The organism is Haloglycomyces albus DSM 45210, assembly GCF_000527155.1.
Lineage (GTDB): Bacteria > Actinomycetota > Actinomycetes > Mycobacteriales > Micromonosporaceae > Haloglycomyces > Haloglycomyces albus.
On the sequence record NZ_AZUQ01000001.1, the window covers coordinates 496,754 to 515,475 of the forward strand.

General features: G+C 54.7%; 14 protein-coding genes. 8 read left to right on the forward strand and 6 right to left on the reverse strand.

The window, feature by feature from the left end:
• Positions 1 to 52: 52 nt before the first annotated feature.
• The 3 genes from HALAL_RS0102475 to HALAL_RS18400 form a co-directional block, all read right to left on the reverse strand.
• Positions 53 to 538, reverse strand: coding sequence for a GNAT family N-acetyltransferase (locus HALAL_RS0102475; RefSeq protein WP_025272485.1), 486 nt, complete (start codon positions 536 to 538; stop codon positions 53 to 55).
• A 283-nt stretch (positions 539 to 821) separates the two neighbouring features.
• On the reverse strand, positions 822 to 1,301 hold the full coding sequence (locus HALAL_RS17940) for an SUKH-3 domain-containing protein (protein WP_084471821.1): 480 nt from the start codon (positions 1,299 to 1,301) through the stop codon (positions 822 to 824).
• Positions 1,302 to 1,652: 351 nt separating this feature from the next.
• Positions 1,653 to 2,117 carry a hypothetical protein gene (locus HALAL_RS18400; RefSeq protein WP_156937563.1) on the reverse strand — a complete coding sequence of 155 codons (465 nt, stop codon included), beginning with the start codon at positions 2,115 to 2,117 and terminating at the stop codon, positions 1,653 to 1,655.
• 207 nt (positions 2,118 to 2,324) lie between these two features.
• Here HALAL_RS18400 and HALAL_RS16425 point away from each other — a divergent pair, with 207 nt between their 5' ends.
• Positions 2,325 to 3,374, forward strand: coding sequence for an IS630 family transposase (locus tag HALAL_RS16425; protein WP_029767251.1), 1,050 nt, complete (start codon positions 2,325 to 2,327; stop codon positions 3,372 to 3,374).
• Between the two features lie 299 nt (positions 3,375 to 3,673).
• Here HALAL_RS16425 and HALAL_RS0102500 read toward each other — a convergent pair whose 3' ends face one another.
• A complete protein-coding gene (locus tag HALAL_RS0102500) occupies positions 3,674 to 4,288 on the reverse strand; it encodes a DUF6928 family protein (protein WP_025272489.1) in 615 nt (204 codons plus the stop codon).
• Between the two features lie 149 nt (positions 4,289 to 4,437).
• On the reverse strand, positions 4,438 to 5,991 hold the full coding sequence (locus HALAL_RS0102505) for a hypothetical protein (RefSeq protein WP_025272490.1): 1,554 nt from the start codon (positions 5,989 to 5,991) through the stop codon (positions 4,438 to 4,440).
• A 763-nt stretch (positions 5,992 to 6,754) separates the two neighbouring features.
• On the opposite strand from HALAL_RS0102505, the gene HALAL_RS0102510 reads away from it, so the two are divergent.
• From HALAL_RS0102510 to HALAL_RS0102535, 5 genes are all read left to right on the forward strand, one after another.
• Entirely contained in the window at positions 6,755 to 8,140 is a 1,386-nt protein-coding gene (locus tag HALAL_RS0102510; protein WP_169732392.1) for an LPXTG cell wall anchor domain-containing protein, read from the forward strand.
• 1,351 nt (positions 8,141 to 9,491) lie between these two features.
• Complete coding sequence (locus tag HALAL_RS0102520) at positions 9,492 to 9,812, forward strand: hypothetical protein (RefSeq protein WP_025272493.1); 321 nt, start codon at positions 9,492 to 9,494, stop codon at positions 9,810 to 9,812.
• Complete coding sequence (locus tag HALAL_RS0102525) at positions 9,809 to 11,488, forward strand: hypothetical protein (protein WP_025272494.1); 1,680 nt, start codon at positions 9,809 to 9,811, stop codon at positions 11,486 to 11,488. The genes HALAL_RS0102520 and HALAL_RS0102525 overlap by 4 nt, the downstream gene beginning before the upstream one ends.
• Positions 11,442 to 11,810 (forward strand): hypothetical protein, encoded by a 369-nt coding sequence (locus HALAL_RS0102530; RefSeq protein WP_156937564.1) that lies wholly within the window; start codon positions 11,442 to 11,444, stop codon positions 11,808 to 11,810. The genes HALAL_RS0102525 and HALAL_RS0102530 overlap by 47 nt, the downstream gene beginning before the upstream one ends.
• 680 nt (positions 11,811 to 12,490) lie before the next feature.
• Positions 12,491 to 14,164, forward strand: a complete 1,674-nt coding sequence (locus tag HALAL_RS0102535) for a stealth family protein (protein WP_025272496.1) — start codon at positions 12,491 to 12,493, stop codon at positions 14,162 to 14,164.
• Between the two features lie 466 nt (positions 14,165 to 14,630).
• Here the strand turns inward: HALAL_RS0102535 and HALAL_RS18405 are convergent, their stop codons facing one another.
• Positions 14,631 to 14,801 (reverse strand): hypothetical protein, encoded by a 171-nt coding sequence (locus tag HALAL_RS18405; RefSeq protein ID WP_156937565.1) that lies wholly within the window; start codon positions 14,799 to 14,801, stop codon positions 14,631 to 14,633.
• A 742-nt stretch (positions 14,802 to 15,543) separates the two neighbouring features.
• On the opposite strand from HALAL_RS18405, the gene HALAL_RS0102545 reads away from it, so the two are divergent.
• Entirely contained in the window at positions 15,544 to 16,617 is a 1,074-nt protein-coding gene (locus HALAL_RS0102545) for an MrcB family domain-containing protein (RefSeq protein ID WP_025272498.1), read from the forward strand.
• A gap of 394 nt (positions 16,618 to 17,011) precedes the next feature.
• On the forward strand, positions 17,012 to 18,634 hold the full coding sequence (locus tag HALAL_RS0102550) for an LPXTG cell wall anchor domain-containing protein (protein ID WP_025272499.1): 1,623 nt from the start codon (positions 17,012 to 17,014) through the stop codon (positions 18,632 to 18,634).
• The last annotated feature ends 88 nt before the right edge of the window (positions 18,635 to 18,722 follow it).

Here is an 18,722-nt window from a genome sequence, read left to right on the forward strand (position 1 = left end):
CCCCACACCTCAATATAATCCAGTGTGCCGCAAACCGCTGAGCGCCTTTGACTTAGGAGGCTTCTGGGGCGGTGTATCCATAGTGATACCAGATCTCGCGGCTTCCCGAACCCGGTTCGTCCTTAATGAACCGGTCGTACAGGGACTGGCCGGAAAAATTGTCGGGGGCGGTTTCCCAAGCCATGGTCTGGTAACCGCGCTCGGCGGCCGCTGCTGAAGCAGCACGCATGAGCTGCGCCCCGATACCTTTAGCTCCACCACCACGGTGCTCTGGTGCTACGTACAGGTCGTTCATCAAGGCATTGACCGTAGCCGTCGTGGAGGATCGGACCCAGTACAGCGTCGTAAAGCCGACGGCGGTGCCATCGACGCGGGCCACAAGCTGGAGACCGGCAGAATCGTCGTTGACCAGCTGTCCGAAGAACTCCCGATTCCGTTGCTCGTCCGGCTGCTGCTTATAGAAGCGCTGATAATCGGCGACGAGGGGAAGTACGTCGTCAAAATCGTCTCGGCCTACTCGGCGAATTTCGATACCCATTGCATGCCTTCCTATTTGGTACGTAATGAGCGTATCGCATGTATCGACACGGCTAGCGATATGACCGAATGTGCATAACCTCTTTTGGAATGATTTCAACAAAAGACCCGTTTCAAGTTCACAGCATTGTGACTGGTCAGTCTCAATCCATGGCACATTGGTACAAATATGAAAGCATGCATTATGGGGTCTCGACTCGACCAAGCATACGGCGCCAGACATACAAAAAGTCAACAAGAGGTTACCCGAAAGTCCTCAGTAGAAACCTCTTGGTGAGGGCTTACTATTTCAGATCCGGCCCCCAGGGTTCAACACCATCTTTCAACACTGCAATACAATCAAACTTCGTACTAACGGTCACAGAGAACTCTATTGCTTGCTCAATAGACTCCCCCAACTTCCAAACCAAGTCAAACTCAGTAGCAATAACAAAACCACTCGATTCTATAAATACATCGGAATAGTATACCCAGGATCCAATCGGCATCCAGATTCCGCCGAGAACTTTCGAGATTGAGTTTTCATAACCCATTGCTACAGTTCTTGGATCAAAAGAAAGTGGGTCTTCGAATTCTGGTATCCAACCCGGGCGAGAACGCAATGTCAATCCACCAAACTCAGTAAGAACTTCTTTCCCGTGTTCATGCACTGAATACCCCGCATTCACAATACCGGCGCAGTAGTCCGATATACCAATCGAACGACCTTCATGCCATCCCGCATAACGTAGTTCGTCCAGTGCGAGTTCAGAAAATCGATCCATAATGTCACTTTAACTCCCAAACCATTTAGCACATCACTGCATCTTGAGCACGGAACGGCACTAGTCTTGTGCTCGTGGGATTTGGATGACATCCAGCTCCGCGACTTTATAACCCGCATACTTCCGCCAGTCATACCGCTGACGCCTTCCTGTTCATATGCCTGAAGTAGACAACCCATTTCAGGTTCACAGCATTATGACTGGTCAGTCTCAACCTATGGCGCATTGGTATAAATGTGAACTTCTGCATTATGAGATCTCATCTCGACCAACCACGCGGCATTAGATTTGGAAAAGTCAATAATCGGTTGCCAGAAAATCCTCAGTACGATTAAATGACAGACTGTGCCTTTACAATGTGCTGCGACCGTCCAAATACCCTCGATCAGTTACTTCATCCACCACAACTTTTTGATCAGTCATGCCGTGAACCACTACGACCACATGTCGAGATTCCCATACGGTGTCATCCATATAAAAGGATATAGTCGCAGATTGTTCATTGACATAACATCTCACAATAAACTTCTCAAAGAGGTTATCAGAAATATAAAACTGCCCATTATCACTCTCTATTACATGAGACACAACATGATTAAGAACTCCCTCATCAAGCAATCTCTGATCGCAGGACGTTCGAATCGAAAGAACAACTGGAAGGTCACCAGGTTCATATGCCGATACGAGCATTTCATTATCTACGAGAACGATTCCTGATTCGTCGATTTCAGGATGATTTGAGCTTGGGGTGATCGGCTTTCCCTCCACATGAATAAACCCCCAAGGAAGTGACTCTCTACATACTATGTAATCCAATCACATCATATCCTTCTTCGATTAAGCAGGTCGTCAGCAATCTGAATGGAGCCATTGTGAATTTCCACCGATTGGTGCCATCGAAACATCACGGTTAAACCTACCCCTATTCCCAACAGAAAGGAAACCTATACATGGCATTCTTATTGTGCCACATCTAGGATATTGAGGCGGAACTTGATCGTTCCTCATTCGTTAGTCCTTGATATGAATGATTCTCCCGGCATGGACATGCGGCGGTTGTCGCCTGTCGCCCAAGAAGCCCTGCGCCTGCGCGTGATGCACGCTGTCGTTAACGGCATGGACCCTGATGAGGCCACCCGAGTCTTCTGCGTATCGACCGATTCCATCGCCAACTGGCAAGACCGATACGGACAAGGCGGATGGGAGGCACTCCGGTCGCGGCGGCCGGGCCGGCGGCCCGGCGAGGGCACCAGAATGACCGCCTCCGAAGAAAAGGCCCTCCTCGACAGGCTGCTGACACACACGCCTGACGACGTCGGCATGGTCGGCAGGCTCTGGACCGCCCGTACAGTCGCCGTCCTGGCCAGGGAACTGTTCGGAGCCATCTACACCGATCGAGGCATGCGCACACTCCTGACACGGTGGGGATTTAGCCTCCAACGCCCGGATAAGCGCGCCGTGGAGGCCGATTGTGAATCCCAGCGCGTGTGGGTCGAACAGTCCTGGCCTCTGCTGCGGCAGAGAGCGAAAGACGAAGGAGCGTTGATCTTCTTCGCCGACCAGGTCGGAGTCCGCTCCGACCAACTATATGGCCGCACCTGGGGACACCGGGGCCATACCCCGGTTCCGACACAGACGGGAAACAGATTCGGCATCAACGCCATGAGCGCCATCTCCATGCAAGGAACGATGATGTTCACCGCCTGGCAAGGCTCGGCCACGACCGACGTGTTCCTGACGTTCCTCAACCGCCTGATCACCACAGTGAAGCCGAAGATCCACCTCGTGCTCGACGGACACTCCGTACACCGGTCTAAAGCCGTCCGGGACTGGGTAGCCGCCCGTTCGGAGGCGATTGAACTGCACTTTCTGCCTCCCTATTCTCCTCAGTTGAACCCCGACGAGATGGTCAACGCCGACCTCAAACGGGATCTGGCCGACCAGTCCATAACCGATGTACGGCGGATGAAAGCCCCTGTACGGTCGTTCTTCTGGAGCGTTCAAAAGCAAAGCGACCGAATCAAATCATACTTCCACGGCAAGCACGTCCGATACACACTAAGAACCATCTAGTTCCGACTCAATATTTACTCGTCATTCGCGCTCGCATCTTTAATACAGCCGTGCCTCAACAGAGCCGCGCCCTTATACGAACTCATTTACAGCAGTCCTATTGCAGCCTGGGAACGCACCGAAGTTTTCAAAAAGGATGTGGTATTGGCGGCCTCGTCATCGGGCATCCCGTCGAATACCGCCACCATACCGCGTTTACGCAGGCCCTCCTGGGCGACAGGGGCAGCTTTCTCATGTCTCGCTTCAGAGCTCCGGCATCCATGACATGGATAACGAACCAGAAACCTTAAAGCGATGGGTCAATAGGTATCCTCAGCGGCCCTGAACGAGGGAAGCAATACTTCCTCCAGGTCAATGCATTGCTCGTCTACGCGGCCTTCTAGCACAAATCCAAAAAACTCACGAAGAACCTCGTTCCCAAAATCAATTGGATGGAATTCGAGAGAATAATCTGGCACTGATCGTTCCCCTGCCCAGAAAGTATTCTCAAATGAGAAATGTCTACCAAAATTTTCCAAGATACCCAGTCTTGGACTCATACTAACCATTCGACGCACTGACTTTCCTCGCCAGATACCGAATGAAGCCCAATCTTCCATACTATGCATTGCCACATAAACTACATCACGCCCATCTATCAAGTTAGAAAACTGTCTGTAGGTTTCCGACGGCAAATCATGAGCCAATGACCTTGTTGAAATGATATCGTAACCTGGAAGACTCGCTACGCATACGATATTAGGCTGCGGCCAAACAGCGAAATCTAGCATAATATCACCAGTCGGCGATACAGCATCACCGAGAATACGGGAAGCTATATCCCGTGATTTCTCAAAGTCGGTATCCTCCAAGTTTTCAAACGGTCTATCAGGAATACTGTGGCCAATAAGCATCATCGCTATTTTGGACCCCATCGATCCTCCTTTATAAAAGGCTCGGTCAAATGATGACACTAGCACAGAGGGCATTCCCACAATTCAATTTGAAGAGACATCTTCACTCTATCTCCTTTCCTCAGGCCTGGCACCCTGCTACTTCGAAGGGTAGCCCCATTCTCCGACATCTAGTCATAACCAATCATTTGATTTGAGGTCAGCTTGGCCCCTGGCCCAGTTTTAACCTCAAACGCTTTCCAGTTCCCATCAGACTCTTGTGCGACGAAATCAGCTCGAAATTCGGTACCACCATCCGTTTGGAATGGTACTTCACTAGTTATATTTTTATATCCTTCTGCTTGTAGTTCCTTCTCAGTGGATGCTTCCCCCATTTTTCCGTGCGGTAGCCCAGAATTCGGGCACTCACCCGCATTGTGGGTGAGGAAGTCAGTTCCGCTGACTTCGACGTAGTAAGTGTGGAGATCGGCGACCGTGAGGTTGTGGACCGTCGTCTCCGCAGTCCAGGATTCGATCGCACTGATCTGAATCCAGGTTCCGGAACTTGTCCGTAGGAGCTGCCCGACCTTGAGGTCTACCGCTTCCGTCCACTGCCCCGTCAAGGGCTCATCGCCGACTACAGACTCACCATCTAGGTCATCGGGCGCACCATACGAATCATCGTCTTGCTCAACCAAATTGATATTGCTACGGCCCTCAGCAGGCGGCCCGCCGCCTCCGGAACCGGAGCCGTCAGCGTAATCAATCTGGTCCGGCTGCAGATCATCAGCACGATCAATAGCACCAAGATTGTCTCCGAAACGGTCGGATTCAGGAACCTCGGCCGGATCAGCCGTCCACATCGGGTGCTCATCGGTTGCGGTGATCGACTCATCGGTCTCCCCGTCACCGTCGGTGTCGATATCGAACTCGACCAAGAGTCGCTCAGCCGTGCCTTCTCGGGTCATCACGACTTCCCGGGCAACGGTTTCACCGGTCTCCTCGTCGGTCGCCTGCACCTTCTCACCGGCTTCGACCTCGTCGATGAGCTTGGTTGTCCCATCAGCCATGACGACCTGCGTCTCTTTGGTAAACGAATTACCGACACCGCAGGAGGGAGCATCGTCTTTTCCGCTCTGTCTTCCTTTCTTCTTACTTTTGACTTTGCTCAAGTATTTGCCGGAAGCAGATTTCACGGCATCGTGGTATTTGCTAATCGTCCGGCGAGCTGAGGCAAGCTTGTCCTGAAAGCCCGTAACAGCCTTATAGATCCGTTTAGCGGCCTTCCACAACTTGGCGCCGAGTTTGATGACCTTGGTCCACGGAATGAGATCCATGATCATGGTCGCGCAGGACCACATGTCACCTTCCCCGACACAGGCCATGATGTCGTTGATGCCAATGAGGTCCTTAAGTACCTCACCTGCTACATCGATGACGACATCCATCACAGAAGTATTGAGGACTTCTTGTGCTTCCTCCACCTCTTCCTTCTGGTCCGGATCCATGTTTTGGTCAGCGAGATCATTGGCTTTGGCTTGGTCGCTAGGCGTCGACGATCCTACGCCTTGACCACACTTGGCGTAGCTCTGATATTCATCGCAGTCATCGCGAAGGCCTCCATCGCTGTTGTGATAGGAACAGTCGCCGTCAATACAGGACTGACCGTTGATATGCCCGACCAACATGCCGGATGGATCCGAAAACGTTACCGGCGAGTGATTCGAATAGGCGTACCCGCCCATTTGTTACGAATCAATCGGGTCAGACGAAATGAATCTGCCCAGGGCCGGGGCCGGGGCCGGGGCCGGGGCCGGGTCGTATTCTCTCGCCCCACACGCGTCAGACCGGACGGATCTTCTGTCCCGCCTAGGAACCCTCGATTGTTCACCCAGGTGTCAACCGGCTCGCCACGCTCATTGCCGTACAAGTCCCGATAACGGACCTGGACTCTTGCGTCTCGGCGTCCACTGTCGCGGTGGTCGTGCCTTGATAGTCGGCGCCGAGACAACTCAGCTCACTTCCGCTGGTACGCATGGCGACCTTGGGAACCGTCTGAAACCCGTCAGGTCGGGGGTTCGTAGGTCGACCATTTCCCTCGTGCCTATATAGCCCATATCACCGCAACCTGAAGCCTATTACGATTTGGCCTCCATCCCATTTCAGAACCCGTCTCAGGTTCGGAACCAAGATCCCCGCAGATAGTCTGGCGAAGTTACTCCTCCGGCCGATGCGCCGGAATCTCAATCTCCTTTATACGGAAATGCGAGACGAATGAATACTAATTTGACGACATCCTCTCGGCGCCTTCCGCGTGCCACCGCGGCATTGACCCTCGCCGCTGTTACCGGGGTCGGGTTGACAGCTCCGGCACTGGCTCAAGACAACGATCTCGGCACGGCCGATATGACCTGGGACGTGATGGACCTCGACACTCCGGGTGGTTTCGCCGGGGGAGAGTTCACGTTCGACGTCGACTCGGATGGAGGTCCCTCCAGCAAGCCCGTCATGATCTCGTTCGCTGTGGATGGTCCACCCGAATCCTTCGCAGTCACCGAACCTGCCGGCAGTGACGAATGCATCGAAGCTGACAACTCCCTCTCCTGCGCGTACAATGCTGCGGCAGCCGACCCGACTTTGTACTTCGAAGTCGAAGCCTCTGAGGACTTGGAGCCCGGATCGTACCCTTACACGGCCACTGTCCAGTGGGGTGAACACACCCTCCTCAATGAAACGGAAACGTTTAACGTTTCCGCCTCCGATTCCGGTGAATCGACCCGGCCGTTCATTCATGGCGAGTTCGAGAATACTGATGTTCAGGCGGGCGAAACAGTAAACGTGGAGACTCCGTTCCGTCTTGATGGAACCGTTCCCCAGGGCCCCAACGTAGTAGCGATTCGCGCTGGCGCTCCCTTCAGCCCTGTCGGGATGAACTTCGAGGGTGCCTCCCCAGTCGCAGACTACGACAACTGCAAATACTCGGAAGAGAACCACGTCGGTACCTCCTCCGTCGTTTGCTACGTCCCCGACGTTGACTGGACGCAAGGCGCGACGTACTCCATTGACGATGAAACTCCTCTGTCGTACGAGATTGCGGACAACGCCCTCGGTTCTCCGTGGAACGTCTGCGCATGTTCTTTCTCGACTTCGTTCATCGACCAAGAAACCGTGGACAACCTGACAGTTGATCTGGAAGGCGACAATCAGCTGGAAATCAAGGAAACCGATATTTCGGTGAATGGTGATCACTACGATGCGGACTGGTATGGGCTGCTGCGCTTGACGGTTAGTGACAACCCCTACGACCTTGAGGTATCGCCGGTCAATATTGAAGGAGACAAGGGCGACACCGTCGACGTCACAATACCTGTCACTAACAATGGCCCGGCTAAGGCTATCGGAACGGGTGCAACCGTCTACCAGTACCGCCTACCAGTTCAGCTCCCAAGCGGTGTTGAAGTGGACGAATTCAACAATGACCGCCAGAGTGGAAACTTTTGCGAATCGGATTTCGGACAATCTATCGAAAACGATTACGGTCTGGAAGAATATGATCTCATGTGCTTCTTCAGCGAAGTAGAAGTCGGTGGTACCGCAGAAGTAGAATTCTCTGTAACGATCTCCGATGCCGAATCAACAACTGACGGAGCATTTTTCGCGATCAATGCCAACAGTCCCGTTTCCGATTCAGGGTACGAAGACAACTATGACAACAACTCCGCAGTCATCGGCCTCAACTCGCCTGATGTTGTAAAGAACGTCGACGAAAACAACAGCGACAACGATCTTCCAGTCACCGGTTCCGCATTGACTTACGGAATCATCGGCGGCGCTGCCGCTCTCCTCGCTGGAGCAGTGTTGTTCTTCGTCGCACGGCGTCGCTCGGTCAGCTAAACAATCTCACTCAGCCTGAATTAGTCGGGCGAATTATTCTGCGGGTCCTGCTTTAGGCAGGGCCCTTTTTCTGTCCAGACAGCGATCTTCCACTCCGTCATGTTGATTTCTCCGGCGCGGACCCGCACGATGCGAAAGCCGATCTCTTGCCACATGTCGTGAAACCAAAGTCGGCCCGCACTGCCGGAAGCGCCCCCTATAGGCCACTTCTCCCCCACTCCACCATGACGACGGATCCGCGAGCTATCGGTCAATGTCCGCCAAATCCCGTAGGAGCTAGTCAGACAGGCTCTCCTCCATAACAGCACGCCCCACCATGCTCATCCTCTCATCGAGACCGTGATCCCATGACGGACCACATCTCTTGCCTCACAATGCGAGTCTCGAGCTACCGCGCCGGTAGTCGTCGACGGTCATCAGCCACGGCACTGCATTGAAAACATCCCCAGAAACGGCTAAGTAGAAGAACCAGTTCGCGAAATAGCCGATTCCATCCACACCGAATGCGACGCCCAAATTCAAGGCGCTCGCGGTCAAATCGAAAAAGCGCTTGCCACCATCGAGCTGGCTTCGGAAGGCCCCAGCAACAGCCTGGTATCCGATGGCATTGGGACACTCCAGGAAGCGCTACAGAACATGGACGAGATCCTGTCAACGTCAAACGCGGCGAAGTCAAGCGAGGAAGACTGGGCAAATCACCTATAACAACCGCTGGTGCGCTGCGCGTGCATGATCGCACGACCTCCCGAGTCGGGTATTTGACACCTGGCTCGGGTTTTTGTTTGCGCGACACGCGCTTGTGTTTATTGACATTGTGTTAGCAATACGCGACACTAACGATCGCTGGGTAATCCCGACGGTTGCCCGGGGTCTTTGGCAATCATCCGGATTGTCGACGGCAGCGACTCGCCAGCACCAAGCAACCAACTTACGACTGGCGAGTCGCCCTCAAACTACAAAACCCCGAAAGGAGGTCTCGTGTTCTCACTCATCGTAGTGCATTCGCACGCTCAGTTCCAGTCACGAGCCGGTGTCGCCGGGCGCGTCAGTTACTACTGAATCGTCGCCTAACCGGCATCATCACCGCAATCACCGCTTATACCAGCTAATTCCCAATCGGCGTGTGTCCAAAAACGGGTCAGAGTTTGAATCCGTCAGGGACACGCGGCTATCCCGTCGTGCCCAAATGCGGGCCACGAGTGGACATATAACGCTCGTGACTCCGCTGTGGGAAGGGCAAGTGGAACGCAGGATTCGGCTGGATAGGTGGTGATCGGTGGGCCGGCTCAATTCGACTGTCTCTGTATTTCTCACCGATCCCCCAAGCCTGGGGAGAATGGAGATCACTGACATGCCTGAACTGATAGGCACTTTGTCGTGGGAGGGCTCCCGCGTCGACATTATTCAACGCTTCGGACGACAAACCGTATGGGTCACCGTCGACGGTCAATTCGCCGCACTCGTCCACACGTCCAGAACCGTCATCCATCCACACAACGGACGGAGACTTCCCGACGAGGTCCAATCCCGGATTGTGCGCCTCGCTGCTACCGCACAGACCAACAGGATTCGTGTCTGTCCCGATATTGAGCCGACAGGACCGCCAGAACCGTCCGACCACGACAGGGAATCGATCAAACCGGCTGGTTGTGACGTGGAGGCGGTGCAATGAATATCAACTCACACGACCTGTTCGCCGTCTATGAAGTCCTTCTCATCGCCTACCCGGTAGCGGTATCGATGATCCTCACCCGCTCGAAGGCGTGGGAGATGCGTTCGGGCTTCACCACCGTCACCACAGCGTCCCAGAACGGCGCTACAAGTACCGGTGGTTCGCCACGCAACAGTGCGACTGTTCCTGAAACGCCGAGCCATGACTCGCAACAACAGGCCACCGGCCATCACGACTCGAACCACCACCACGATTCGGAACGCTACTTCGCCGCCGGGCAGAACACCACCGACTGGGCATTGGGCGACCGAAATACAACCGAGCAGACTGTCGTGGGCAGCTACCAAATGGCGGGTCGCAGTGCCACAACCGATACCGCTACCGCCCCAAGATTGGGTGGTCAACGGTCATCGTCGGACTCTTCACAGGAGCACGATTCGATCGAGAACCGGCAAGTCTCCACTCACGTCAAGCCGCCCACCGGTCGCGCCCGAGGATTCGAGGGTTGGAGTACGACCGGACGGCCGGTCACCTACCTCAGCAGCGCCTACCGGTCCTCAACCCACCAGAACCACAACGCCCACCAGCCGCTGAGAGGTAATGCATCGGGCGAGTCGGTGGGTGCCCGGCCTGCCCAGGCCATTACCGAACAACCGGCCCGCCAACTGTCCGCCCACCACGACACCACCGGAAACCGGCCCACCGAGCAACGTTCAACCCACCACGAGAACGCCCACCAGCGTCAAGCGAACCAAACGCTCACCAATCAATGGCCCACCAGCCAAACATCGACCGAACGGCGTTCGACCTACCACGGACGCACCGACACCTACCAGCGTTCGGGACGCCAGCAATCCGCCTACAACTACAACGAGCCCGTCGGCCCTGAGCCTGCCTACCGGCAGCCCGCCCACCACGAGCAGCCCACCGACCAGAACACGTCACTTTCTCGCCCATACGACCACCGACGGGTCTCCCGGCCGCGACGGTCGGTGTACGAACGGCAAGAAATCCCCATCCAGCACCGCCTGGGTGACACCACAGAACCAGAAAAGCGAGGCTATCCCACCCACGGACAAGTGTTGACCGCGATCCAGTGGAAAGACCATCGCATCGAGCTACGGCAAGCCTCGCTCACCTCAGCCACCATCCTCGCGATCAACTCTGACGGGGTTTCGACGGTATTGGGGGCGATTCAATGGGACGCTAGGGCCTGCGACCGGCCCGTCTGGACCGGCACGCCCGCACAACAACGCCTCATGCCACGAGACAGGCGGGAGTCGTTCGCCCTCGGCGACCGCCTTGTCCACGCCATCGAGGCACTCTTCCACAAACGCACACCCACACCCTCACGGTGGAACGGGTACAGCGAACGCGACGGCTCCCTAAACCCACAAACACGAGTGCAGACACCGACCCAGACACGGGCGCACACTCAAACGCACGGGCGGATGAACCTGCAGCCGTGGGAACAACACCACGGACACCAACGGGACCACGCGCAAACACAATCAACCGAACAGCAGGTGGGGGCGGTGAGTGCGTATGCCGGTTCGTTATCTCCCCATCGGGACGTTCAACCTCGGCACCATCCGCCACGAGGCCTACCGGTTCCACGGACGCCTCGACGTGTCGACCTCAAACGTGTTCCTCTTCCTCACCACCAACTCCGATAGCGGCGTGGAAACGGCTGTAGGCGGTACCAGGTCTGAATCGAGTCCCGGTGGTTTTCAGAGCCTGTCGGACACCCTGCGGGACGACCGAGTGACGGTGGAATACCGGCCGCCGGACGTATTGGCCAACTGTGCCAACCCACTCCGACCGACCATCGTGCTCTACCACGACCGACTGTTCCAACACACCGTCACCGATACCGACTGGATCGACCGACTAGCCCACACGCTCCACACGGCCGTGTCGCCACACCTCGACCCCGAACGGACCACACCAAAAGGAAACGTTGTACCGGGGCCACGCCGCCGGTGGCGACCCAAATGATCCCGTCACTAACCAACGAACCCGCGCCGGGTCAACGCGTTCGCCATTGCGCGTCGCGTGAGGGTTCATGATCTTTACTCCCGGTTCTCTTTCCTGGTAACCGGCGCTGCGGGAGAGAGAACCCCGGTCCTGTCGGGGCTCTGGTAGGTGGGCAGCCCCGACAGGCCCCCTATATATACATCGAGAACGGCCGACGATCTGCACTTCAGGGGTTGGGCCTGCCGGTAGATCTCCACATGTGTGGAGGGCAGGCTTATCGAACTGAGCCTTAGAGAGATCGTTGTACGTTTTTCGACCCGCTCGCTATTGTGCCGTGTCATTCCCGGTGTCACCACATAGGTCGACACCGTATTTCATGAGCGCCAAGGAAAAATGAAAAAGATTGCGCGCACTACTGAGACTCTTTAACCATACTTCATGGGAGATCGAAAGGTATGACACCGAAACACGACGCTGTGCCAGTGGTTCTACCTAGGCTTCCACAACCCACCTCGCCTCAAACACTACGTTCCAAGGAACCCCGCACGACCGTCTATACCGTCGCCTGGCTGAACGTCATCGAAAAAGACTCAATATGATTCCGATTCCAAGCATCGGTATCCGGTGACACCACTGGCCAGACACGCCGAACTTGAACGCTTCAACCACCGTTCGGTGGTGTCTGCCATTATCATTCGCCCATGGTGAAGTCTCTGAACCGAATCCTCCAGACCATTCGGCAGCGCCGGACATCCTCACAAACGCCCGAAGAGGCTCTCGCGGCACGAGCAGCGAGAAAACCGTATGCCGGGCGCACAGTCACAGAATTCACCTCGGAAGCCGCCTCGGAAACGAACCTCCGATTCATCATCGACATCTTGGAAGAGGAGGGGATCGACTACTTCCTAGTTCCGGGACACGCCGCCATCCGCCATGTGGTCGGCATTTCGGTACGGAACCGGCAAAGGTTCCTGAAACTGCTGTCCGTCAGCTATGCTGATGAAGCAATCCACGTCGGAGTCCCCTCCGGCCGATCCACATTCTCACTCGGACCTTTTTCGACAGCCGACGGAGAACTCCCCCACGAACTACAGAACGAAGATGTCCTGCGTGCAGCGCAAATTCAGTTCGGTCCACAGGGACAAGTCCTAGCGGGTTTCGAACACGGTTGCGACATTGAGTTCTGGGCCGAGGGTAGCGAGCTCAGAAATTCGGAAGCCGGACTGGAACGTCTCTCGGCGACCAAAGCGAGCCTGCCCGTGGAACTCCATACGGACACGTGGGTCGGGCCGCGTCCCAATACGGTCTCGGATGTTCTTCCCGCCGAGGCCAGGCGCGAGGTCCGGACAATTGTGGGTGAAGGTGAATACCGAACCTTCGAAGACTTCGCCGACAACATCTCCCACGACGTCCCTTTCCCCATCGACGTCGTCTATACCTGGGTGGACGGCGATGATCCTCAGTGGAGAGCCAAGAAAGCCCACCACCTCGGGGAGGAGGTACCGGAACATCACCGCGCTGATTCACGCTACAAGAATCACGACGAGCTGAAGTACTCGCTCCGATCGCTCGAGATGTACGCGCCTTTCGTCCGCAACGTTTACCTCGTGACCGACGGACAGTGCCCGCCCTGGCTGGACACCAATGAGTGTACGCTGATCGACCACAAAGTCATCTTCGCCGACAGCACCGCCCTCCCCACGTTCAATTCCCATGCCATAGGCTCACAGCTCCACCACATTCCCGGATTGGCGGAGCATTTCCTCTATTTCAACGACGACGCCCTCATTGGCCGACGGATATTGCCGGAGGTGTTCTTCGAACAAAATGGCCTATCGCGTCTCATGCCCTCCTCCGGGCGCATTGGGCTGGGGCCACCTCTCCAGGAAGAACCGGCCCCCAACTCGGCGGGAAAGAACGTCAGAGAACTCTTGCGCCGTGACTTCGGCGTCTCCATCGCCAACAAGTTCCGACACACTCCGATTCCACAGCTGCGATCGGTGTCGTATGAACTCGAAGAGCGATATCAGAAGGAAGTGGGTCAGACCATGCGCTCGCGATTCCGCCATGTCGACGATATTGGATTCTGCGCTCTGTTGCACCAGCATTACGCGTACCTGACCAGTCGGGCGATCATGGCCGGCGAGGCTCGCTGCGCATATGTGAACATCGCCGATCTCGACGCTCCCGATAGACTCGACGAAATCAGTGAAAAGCGACTCTACGATTTCATCTGCCTCAATGATGTCAACACACCGCCGGAACGCCGTGAAGAGGTTGGCGCGATTGTCCGGTCGTTCTGCGAGGTCTACTTTCCCTTCCCCTCCAAATACGAAAAGACGGACGTTTGCTCCACAGATTCCGACCGCTCTTGAGTTCTATATACCGATCCGAATAATGGAAGGAACTTGTGTGACAGCGAGCGGCACCCTCGCATCAGCAGCCCCAAGTGGAGTCTCGCCAATTGGCATCGTTGAGCGGAATGGTTCTGACCAGGGTCCTTTCGATCCGCTAACTCGATATCCGATTGTTCTCAGATGTGACATGTCCGCAGACCCCTTTGCAGAGTACTGAACTGCGAACGTGAATACATCGGCGGTCGGAATGTAGTCCTGTGCCGCAACGATCTTCTCCAGGGGCGCTTGGCACTCAAAGCGAAACCATGGATAAGAGGCACTACTTCGAGGCATACGAATTCTACTCCCATTGCACCGACGGAGTCGACCGAGAGGATCTCTTCCTACCTGCAACAAGCGTTCCAAGGGAGATCTGTGGTTCGTTTAAAGCCAACCGTCGGGCGCTGGATCTCAGGTCGTGCCTCGGGAACTGATTATTCGGACGTTACCAGCCGGATACCGGCCAATGCCCTTGGTCGATAAGACGTTTCATATGACGGAACTTCCGCTGCAGACGACGTAGTATCAGAATCGATCCGAGATCTAAAAAACCCGTCACAGCTTCCCAATCCACGCCGGCTCCTACTACGTCGCTGGCAAACGATACTTCACGCATGTAGGCAGCGTAGGGTATCGCTGTTACACAGGTAGCCTGATTGGACGTTCGTAATGATTTCTCTACACCCCCGGTACAAGTCATCCACACTGGCAAAGCCCATCCCTTTGGCCTGCATGTCCTTAACAATTGTGGGTCCACCCCACTGACGCAGAGCGTGTACGATGAATCCTGATTCGATCGAGTCCAATCGGTGTTCGACCATCTCTCCCATACCGTGACTCCAGCCCTTTTACCATGTACGGAGCAGAAGTTGATTTAGCGATGCGCCACGCACAGAATGTACCTCCGACGATCAGTTCGTTGAAGTCGCATAAGTCTCATAATCGACCCAAAACAATTCTTCGAACGCAAAATGCTCACCAACGTCTTCCACAACATTAGCGTGGGGTTATGCTGGCCGACCGCACGTCACGCTGCCCGACCAGACGGGGAATAAAGTCCAATCCTCCACACGATCCATTCCGACGTAATATGTTTCCCGCCGGTTCGCGAAATTCAAAACCCGATCATATACCGCGGATGGACGGATGCGCACTACCGAACTGGAATACTACATCATAATCACCGAAGCCGACCGCACAAGCCAGGTGCCAATCTGGCCGCTAACAGTCGATTCACACGACTGTAATTCTGAGCAATCTACCAGCGGGACTTCCCTGGTCATTGATCATGTTGAAGGCAACTACTATCCTGAGGACTGGCATTCAAATGTGCCCGGCTAAACATAGATGGAGCAGGTATGATCCGCGAGCTGTTTGAAGAAGTCGGTAAGACCACATATAACTATCGCGGAAACCGCGATCAGGCAGTATTTCAAATCCTCAAGGATCTATCCAGCCAGCTAGAAGCGATCGTGCCTCCCCATTTCATAACCAAGATTAGTCAAGGCGTTGGCAGTCTCCCCATGGGGCTATGGGTTGGCATCCTCGACCCCGACGTCACGACCTCACCCACCCGCGGAATTTACGTGGTATTTCTCTTTAATGAGGACCGCACGGAGGTAAGCCTCAGTCTCAATCAAGCCGTCACAGCTGCTGGACAACGCGCTAAAACCATGCCGATATCAACAAAAACGCTACTACGACACGAAGCCGAAACGATCCGTCGTCTTCTAAAAGAAGACACGCATGGGCTCACTACGACCTTGCACCTAGGGGCGAGCAAACGTGTATCGGAGTACGAGGCAGGAAACATATTTGGGAAAACGTGGACGCTGGATGCAATGCCGCCAGATGATGAAATCATCCGAGAGTTGGCCCGTTTCCTCGACCTATATGCTAATGTCATTGCTGCCTCTGAAAATGCAGTTCTTCAAGGACACCTTCGACTACCCCCGCGTGAGCCAACCGCTATCCCGGAAACACGGCAACGTAAATTCACACCTAAGAATGGTGATGAGTATCGTGCCCAAATCAAGTCAGTGACACAGACACGCCAACGTTCCCACGAACGTCTCATCGCCAGCCTTGGGATATGGGCAGGAGAACGGGGCTACGAACCGAATACAAATGTCCACCCGCGTGACCTCCTTCTACACCACGACCAGGGTCCTGATTGTCTTGTTGAAGTAAAGGTATTCCCAACCGGACGCCCATATCTAGGTATCCGTGAATGTATTGGCCAACTTTTTGAATACCGAGAGTTCTACCAGGATCCGCGAGACAATACGAGGCTTGTTGCAGCCCTGTCTGAGAACCCCGGCGATGCCTACCTCTCGCTCCTTTTCAGTCTTGATATTGCCACTCTGTGGCCAATCAGCCCTCACACCTGGCACGGGTGCAATCTCGCTCGGCAATTTGGCCTCATCGATTAAAAGGAATTGGCTAAATTTACCTAGGATGTCACCGTATGTAGCGCCCGCTCAGAGAGGCACTTGCAGTACTTACCTCTCGGGGCGACATTAAATTTCACTGCCCCCAGACGGCTCTGACGTCGTTCAAACACCCCCTCAATCGGGAGCACTCACTACTTCCATCTCTCTATGTAAAATCACATTCTCAAACTGCGCCAGACCAAATGCTACATCCGCTGGAGTCTCTGTAGCACATTTCACCGCAACCCTAGAAGTATCACAATTTAGACTCTATCCCATTTCAGGCTCAGTTTTGGATCGAAGGTTTATCACCTTCGCGTATACCCTTGCGAAGTTACTCCTCCGGCTATAAACGCCGGAATCTCAAACTCCTGTAATCGGAAATGCGAGACGAATGAATACAAAATTGACGACATCCTCTCGGCACCTCTCGCGTGCCGCTGCGGCGCTAACCATAGCCGCCGTTACTAGCGCCGGACTGACGGCGCCTGCGCTGGCCCAAGATAGCGATTTCGGGACAGCCGACCTCGTCTGGGATGAAATACCCCTCGATTCCCCTGGCGACTACACTCGAGGCACCTTCGATATCGAAGCTGACCTGGACAAGGCACCCTCTGATGCTCCCATTGAACTCAACTTCAACGTGGATGCTCCCTCCAACACCTTTGCCGTTACCTATAATTACGGATTCGGCGAATGCGAGGAGGATGATAACTCCCTCAACTGCATCATTGCTGATCCGGCTGCTTTTATGGCAACAGACTTCAAGATCGAAGCAGTGGAGAGTTTGAAATCTGGTTCTTACCCCTACACTGCAAGTGTGCAGTGGGGGGAAAGCACCCTTCTCGACACTACAGATGCCTTTGATATCAAGGGCCAGGATCTCGTCGATGCCAGGCATCCGTTTACCCATGGCGAGTTCGAGCACTCGAGTGCCCAGCCCGGCGAAATTATAGATGTCGACACCCCATTCCGTCTGGACCGTGCAGTTCCCGACGGCCCCAATGTTGTGGCGGTAGATTTCTCAATTCCGTTCAGCCGTGTGGGACAGGCCTATGAGGGTGCAGACCCCATCGCTGAGTATGACAACTGCGAGAATCGAGATTACGACAATTTCAATTCAATCGCTGTTACCTGCTACATCGCTGATCAATCTTGGCAGCAAGGCACTACCTACTCAATCGACGATGCTACTCCCGTAACTTACGAAATTGCTGATGACGCACTTGGCACCCCCTGGGAAGTCTGCGGTTGCTTTTTCTCCGCGTCCTTCATCAAGCAAGAGACGATGGACGAATTGACCGTCAACCTCGATGGGAGTCACCAACTGCGTATCGCGGAAACCGACACCCAGGTCGAGCGTGACGGCGAGATGGCACAGTCGTTCGGGCCAATTACCATTACCGTCCCGGAACACCCGTTCGAGCTAGAGGTGTCCCCTTTCAATATAGAGGGCGAGACAGGTGAAACGGTCGACGTCACGATTCCTGTCACTAACAACGGTCCGGCTAAAGCCATCCAAAGCACATGGAGCAACCACTCGTACTGGGTACCAATTCAACTTCCAAATGGCACCGAGGTTGCAGAGTTTAGCGACAATCGCCAAGACGAACACTTTTGTGACCTGGAATTCGGACAATACATTGAAAACGAACGTTTCGACCTGGAGGAATATGACCTCGTCTGTTTCTTCGATGAAATCGAAGTTGGCGCCACGATCGACGTGGAGTTCTCAGTAACCATTACCGATGATGAGCCAGCAACTAACGGTAGCTTTTATGTTCTGAACGGGCGCGATTTCAGCCAAGAACCTCATTACGAGACCAACCTAGACAACAACTCCGCTGTCATCGGTCTCAATTCGCCTGACATTCTGAAGGATATCGACGAAAGCAATGACAACAGTGACCTTCCAGTTACCGGTTCCGCATTGACTTACGGAATCATCGGTGGCGCTGCTGCTCTGCTATCTGGGGCAGTATTGTTTTTCGTTGCACGGCGCCGCACGGTAAGGTAATCAGGCCTCACTTCACCCGTTTTAGTTGGGCGAACTAGCCTGTGGGTCCTGCTTCACGGCAGGACCCATTTTCTTCCTCCAATAACGT

Bases quoted from the DNA above. Each gene is read 5' to 3' on its own strand.
- HALAL_RS0102475 (WP_025272485.1), bottom strand. From the start codon at position 538: ATGGGTATCGAAATTCGCCGAGTAGGCCGAGACGATTTTGACGACGTA.
- HALAL_RS17940 (WP_084471821.1), bottom strand. From the start codon at position 1,301: ATGGATCGATTTTCTGAACTCGCACTGGACGAACTACGTTATGCGGGA.
- HALAL_RS16425 (WP_029767251.1), top strand. From the start codon at position 2,325: ATGAATGATTCTCCCGGCATGGACATGCGGCGGTTGTCGCCTGTCGCC.
- HALAL_RS0102500 (WP_025272489.1), bottom strand. From the start codon at position 4,288: ATGGGGTCCAAAATAGCGATGATGCTTATTGGCCACAGTATTCCTGAT.
- HALAL_RS0102505 (WP_025272490.1), bottom strand. From the start codon at position 5,991: ATGGGCGGGTACGCCTATTCGAATCACTCGCCGGTAACGTTTTCGGAT.
- HALAL_RS0102510 (WP_169732392.1), top strand. From the start codon at position 6,755: ATGATCTCGTTCGCTGTGGATGGTCCACCCGAATCCTTCGCAGTCACC.
- HALAL_RS0102520 (WP_025272493.1), top strand. From the start codon at position 9,492: ATGCCTGAACTGATAGGCACTTTGTCGTGGGAGGGCTCCCGCGTCGAC.
- HALAL_RS0102525 (WP_025272494.1), top strand. From the start codon at position 9,809: ATGAATATCAACTCACACGACCTGTTCGCCGTCTATGAAGTCCTTCTC.
- HALAL_RS0102535 (WP_025272496.1), top strand. From the start codon at position 12,491: ATGGTGAAGTCTCTGAACCGAATCCTCCAGACCATTCGGCAGCGCCGG.
- HALAL_RS18405 (WP_156937565.1), bottom strand. From the start codon at position 14,801: ATGCGTGAAGTATCGTTTGCCAGCGACGTAGTAGGAGCCGGCGTGGAT.
- HALAL_RS0102545 (WP_025272498.1), top strand. From the start codon at position 15,544: ATGATCCGCGAGCTGTTTGAAGAAGTCGGTAAGACCACATATAACTAT.
- HALAL_RS0102550 (WP_025272499.1), top strand. From the start codon at position 17,012: ATGAATACAAAATTGACGACATCCTCTCGGCACCTCTCGCGTGCCGCT.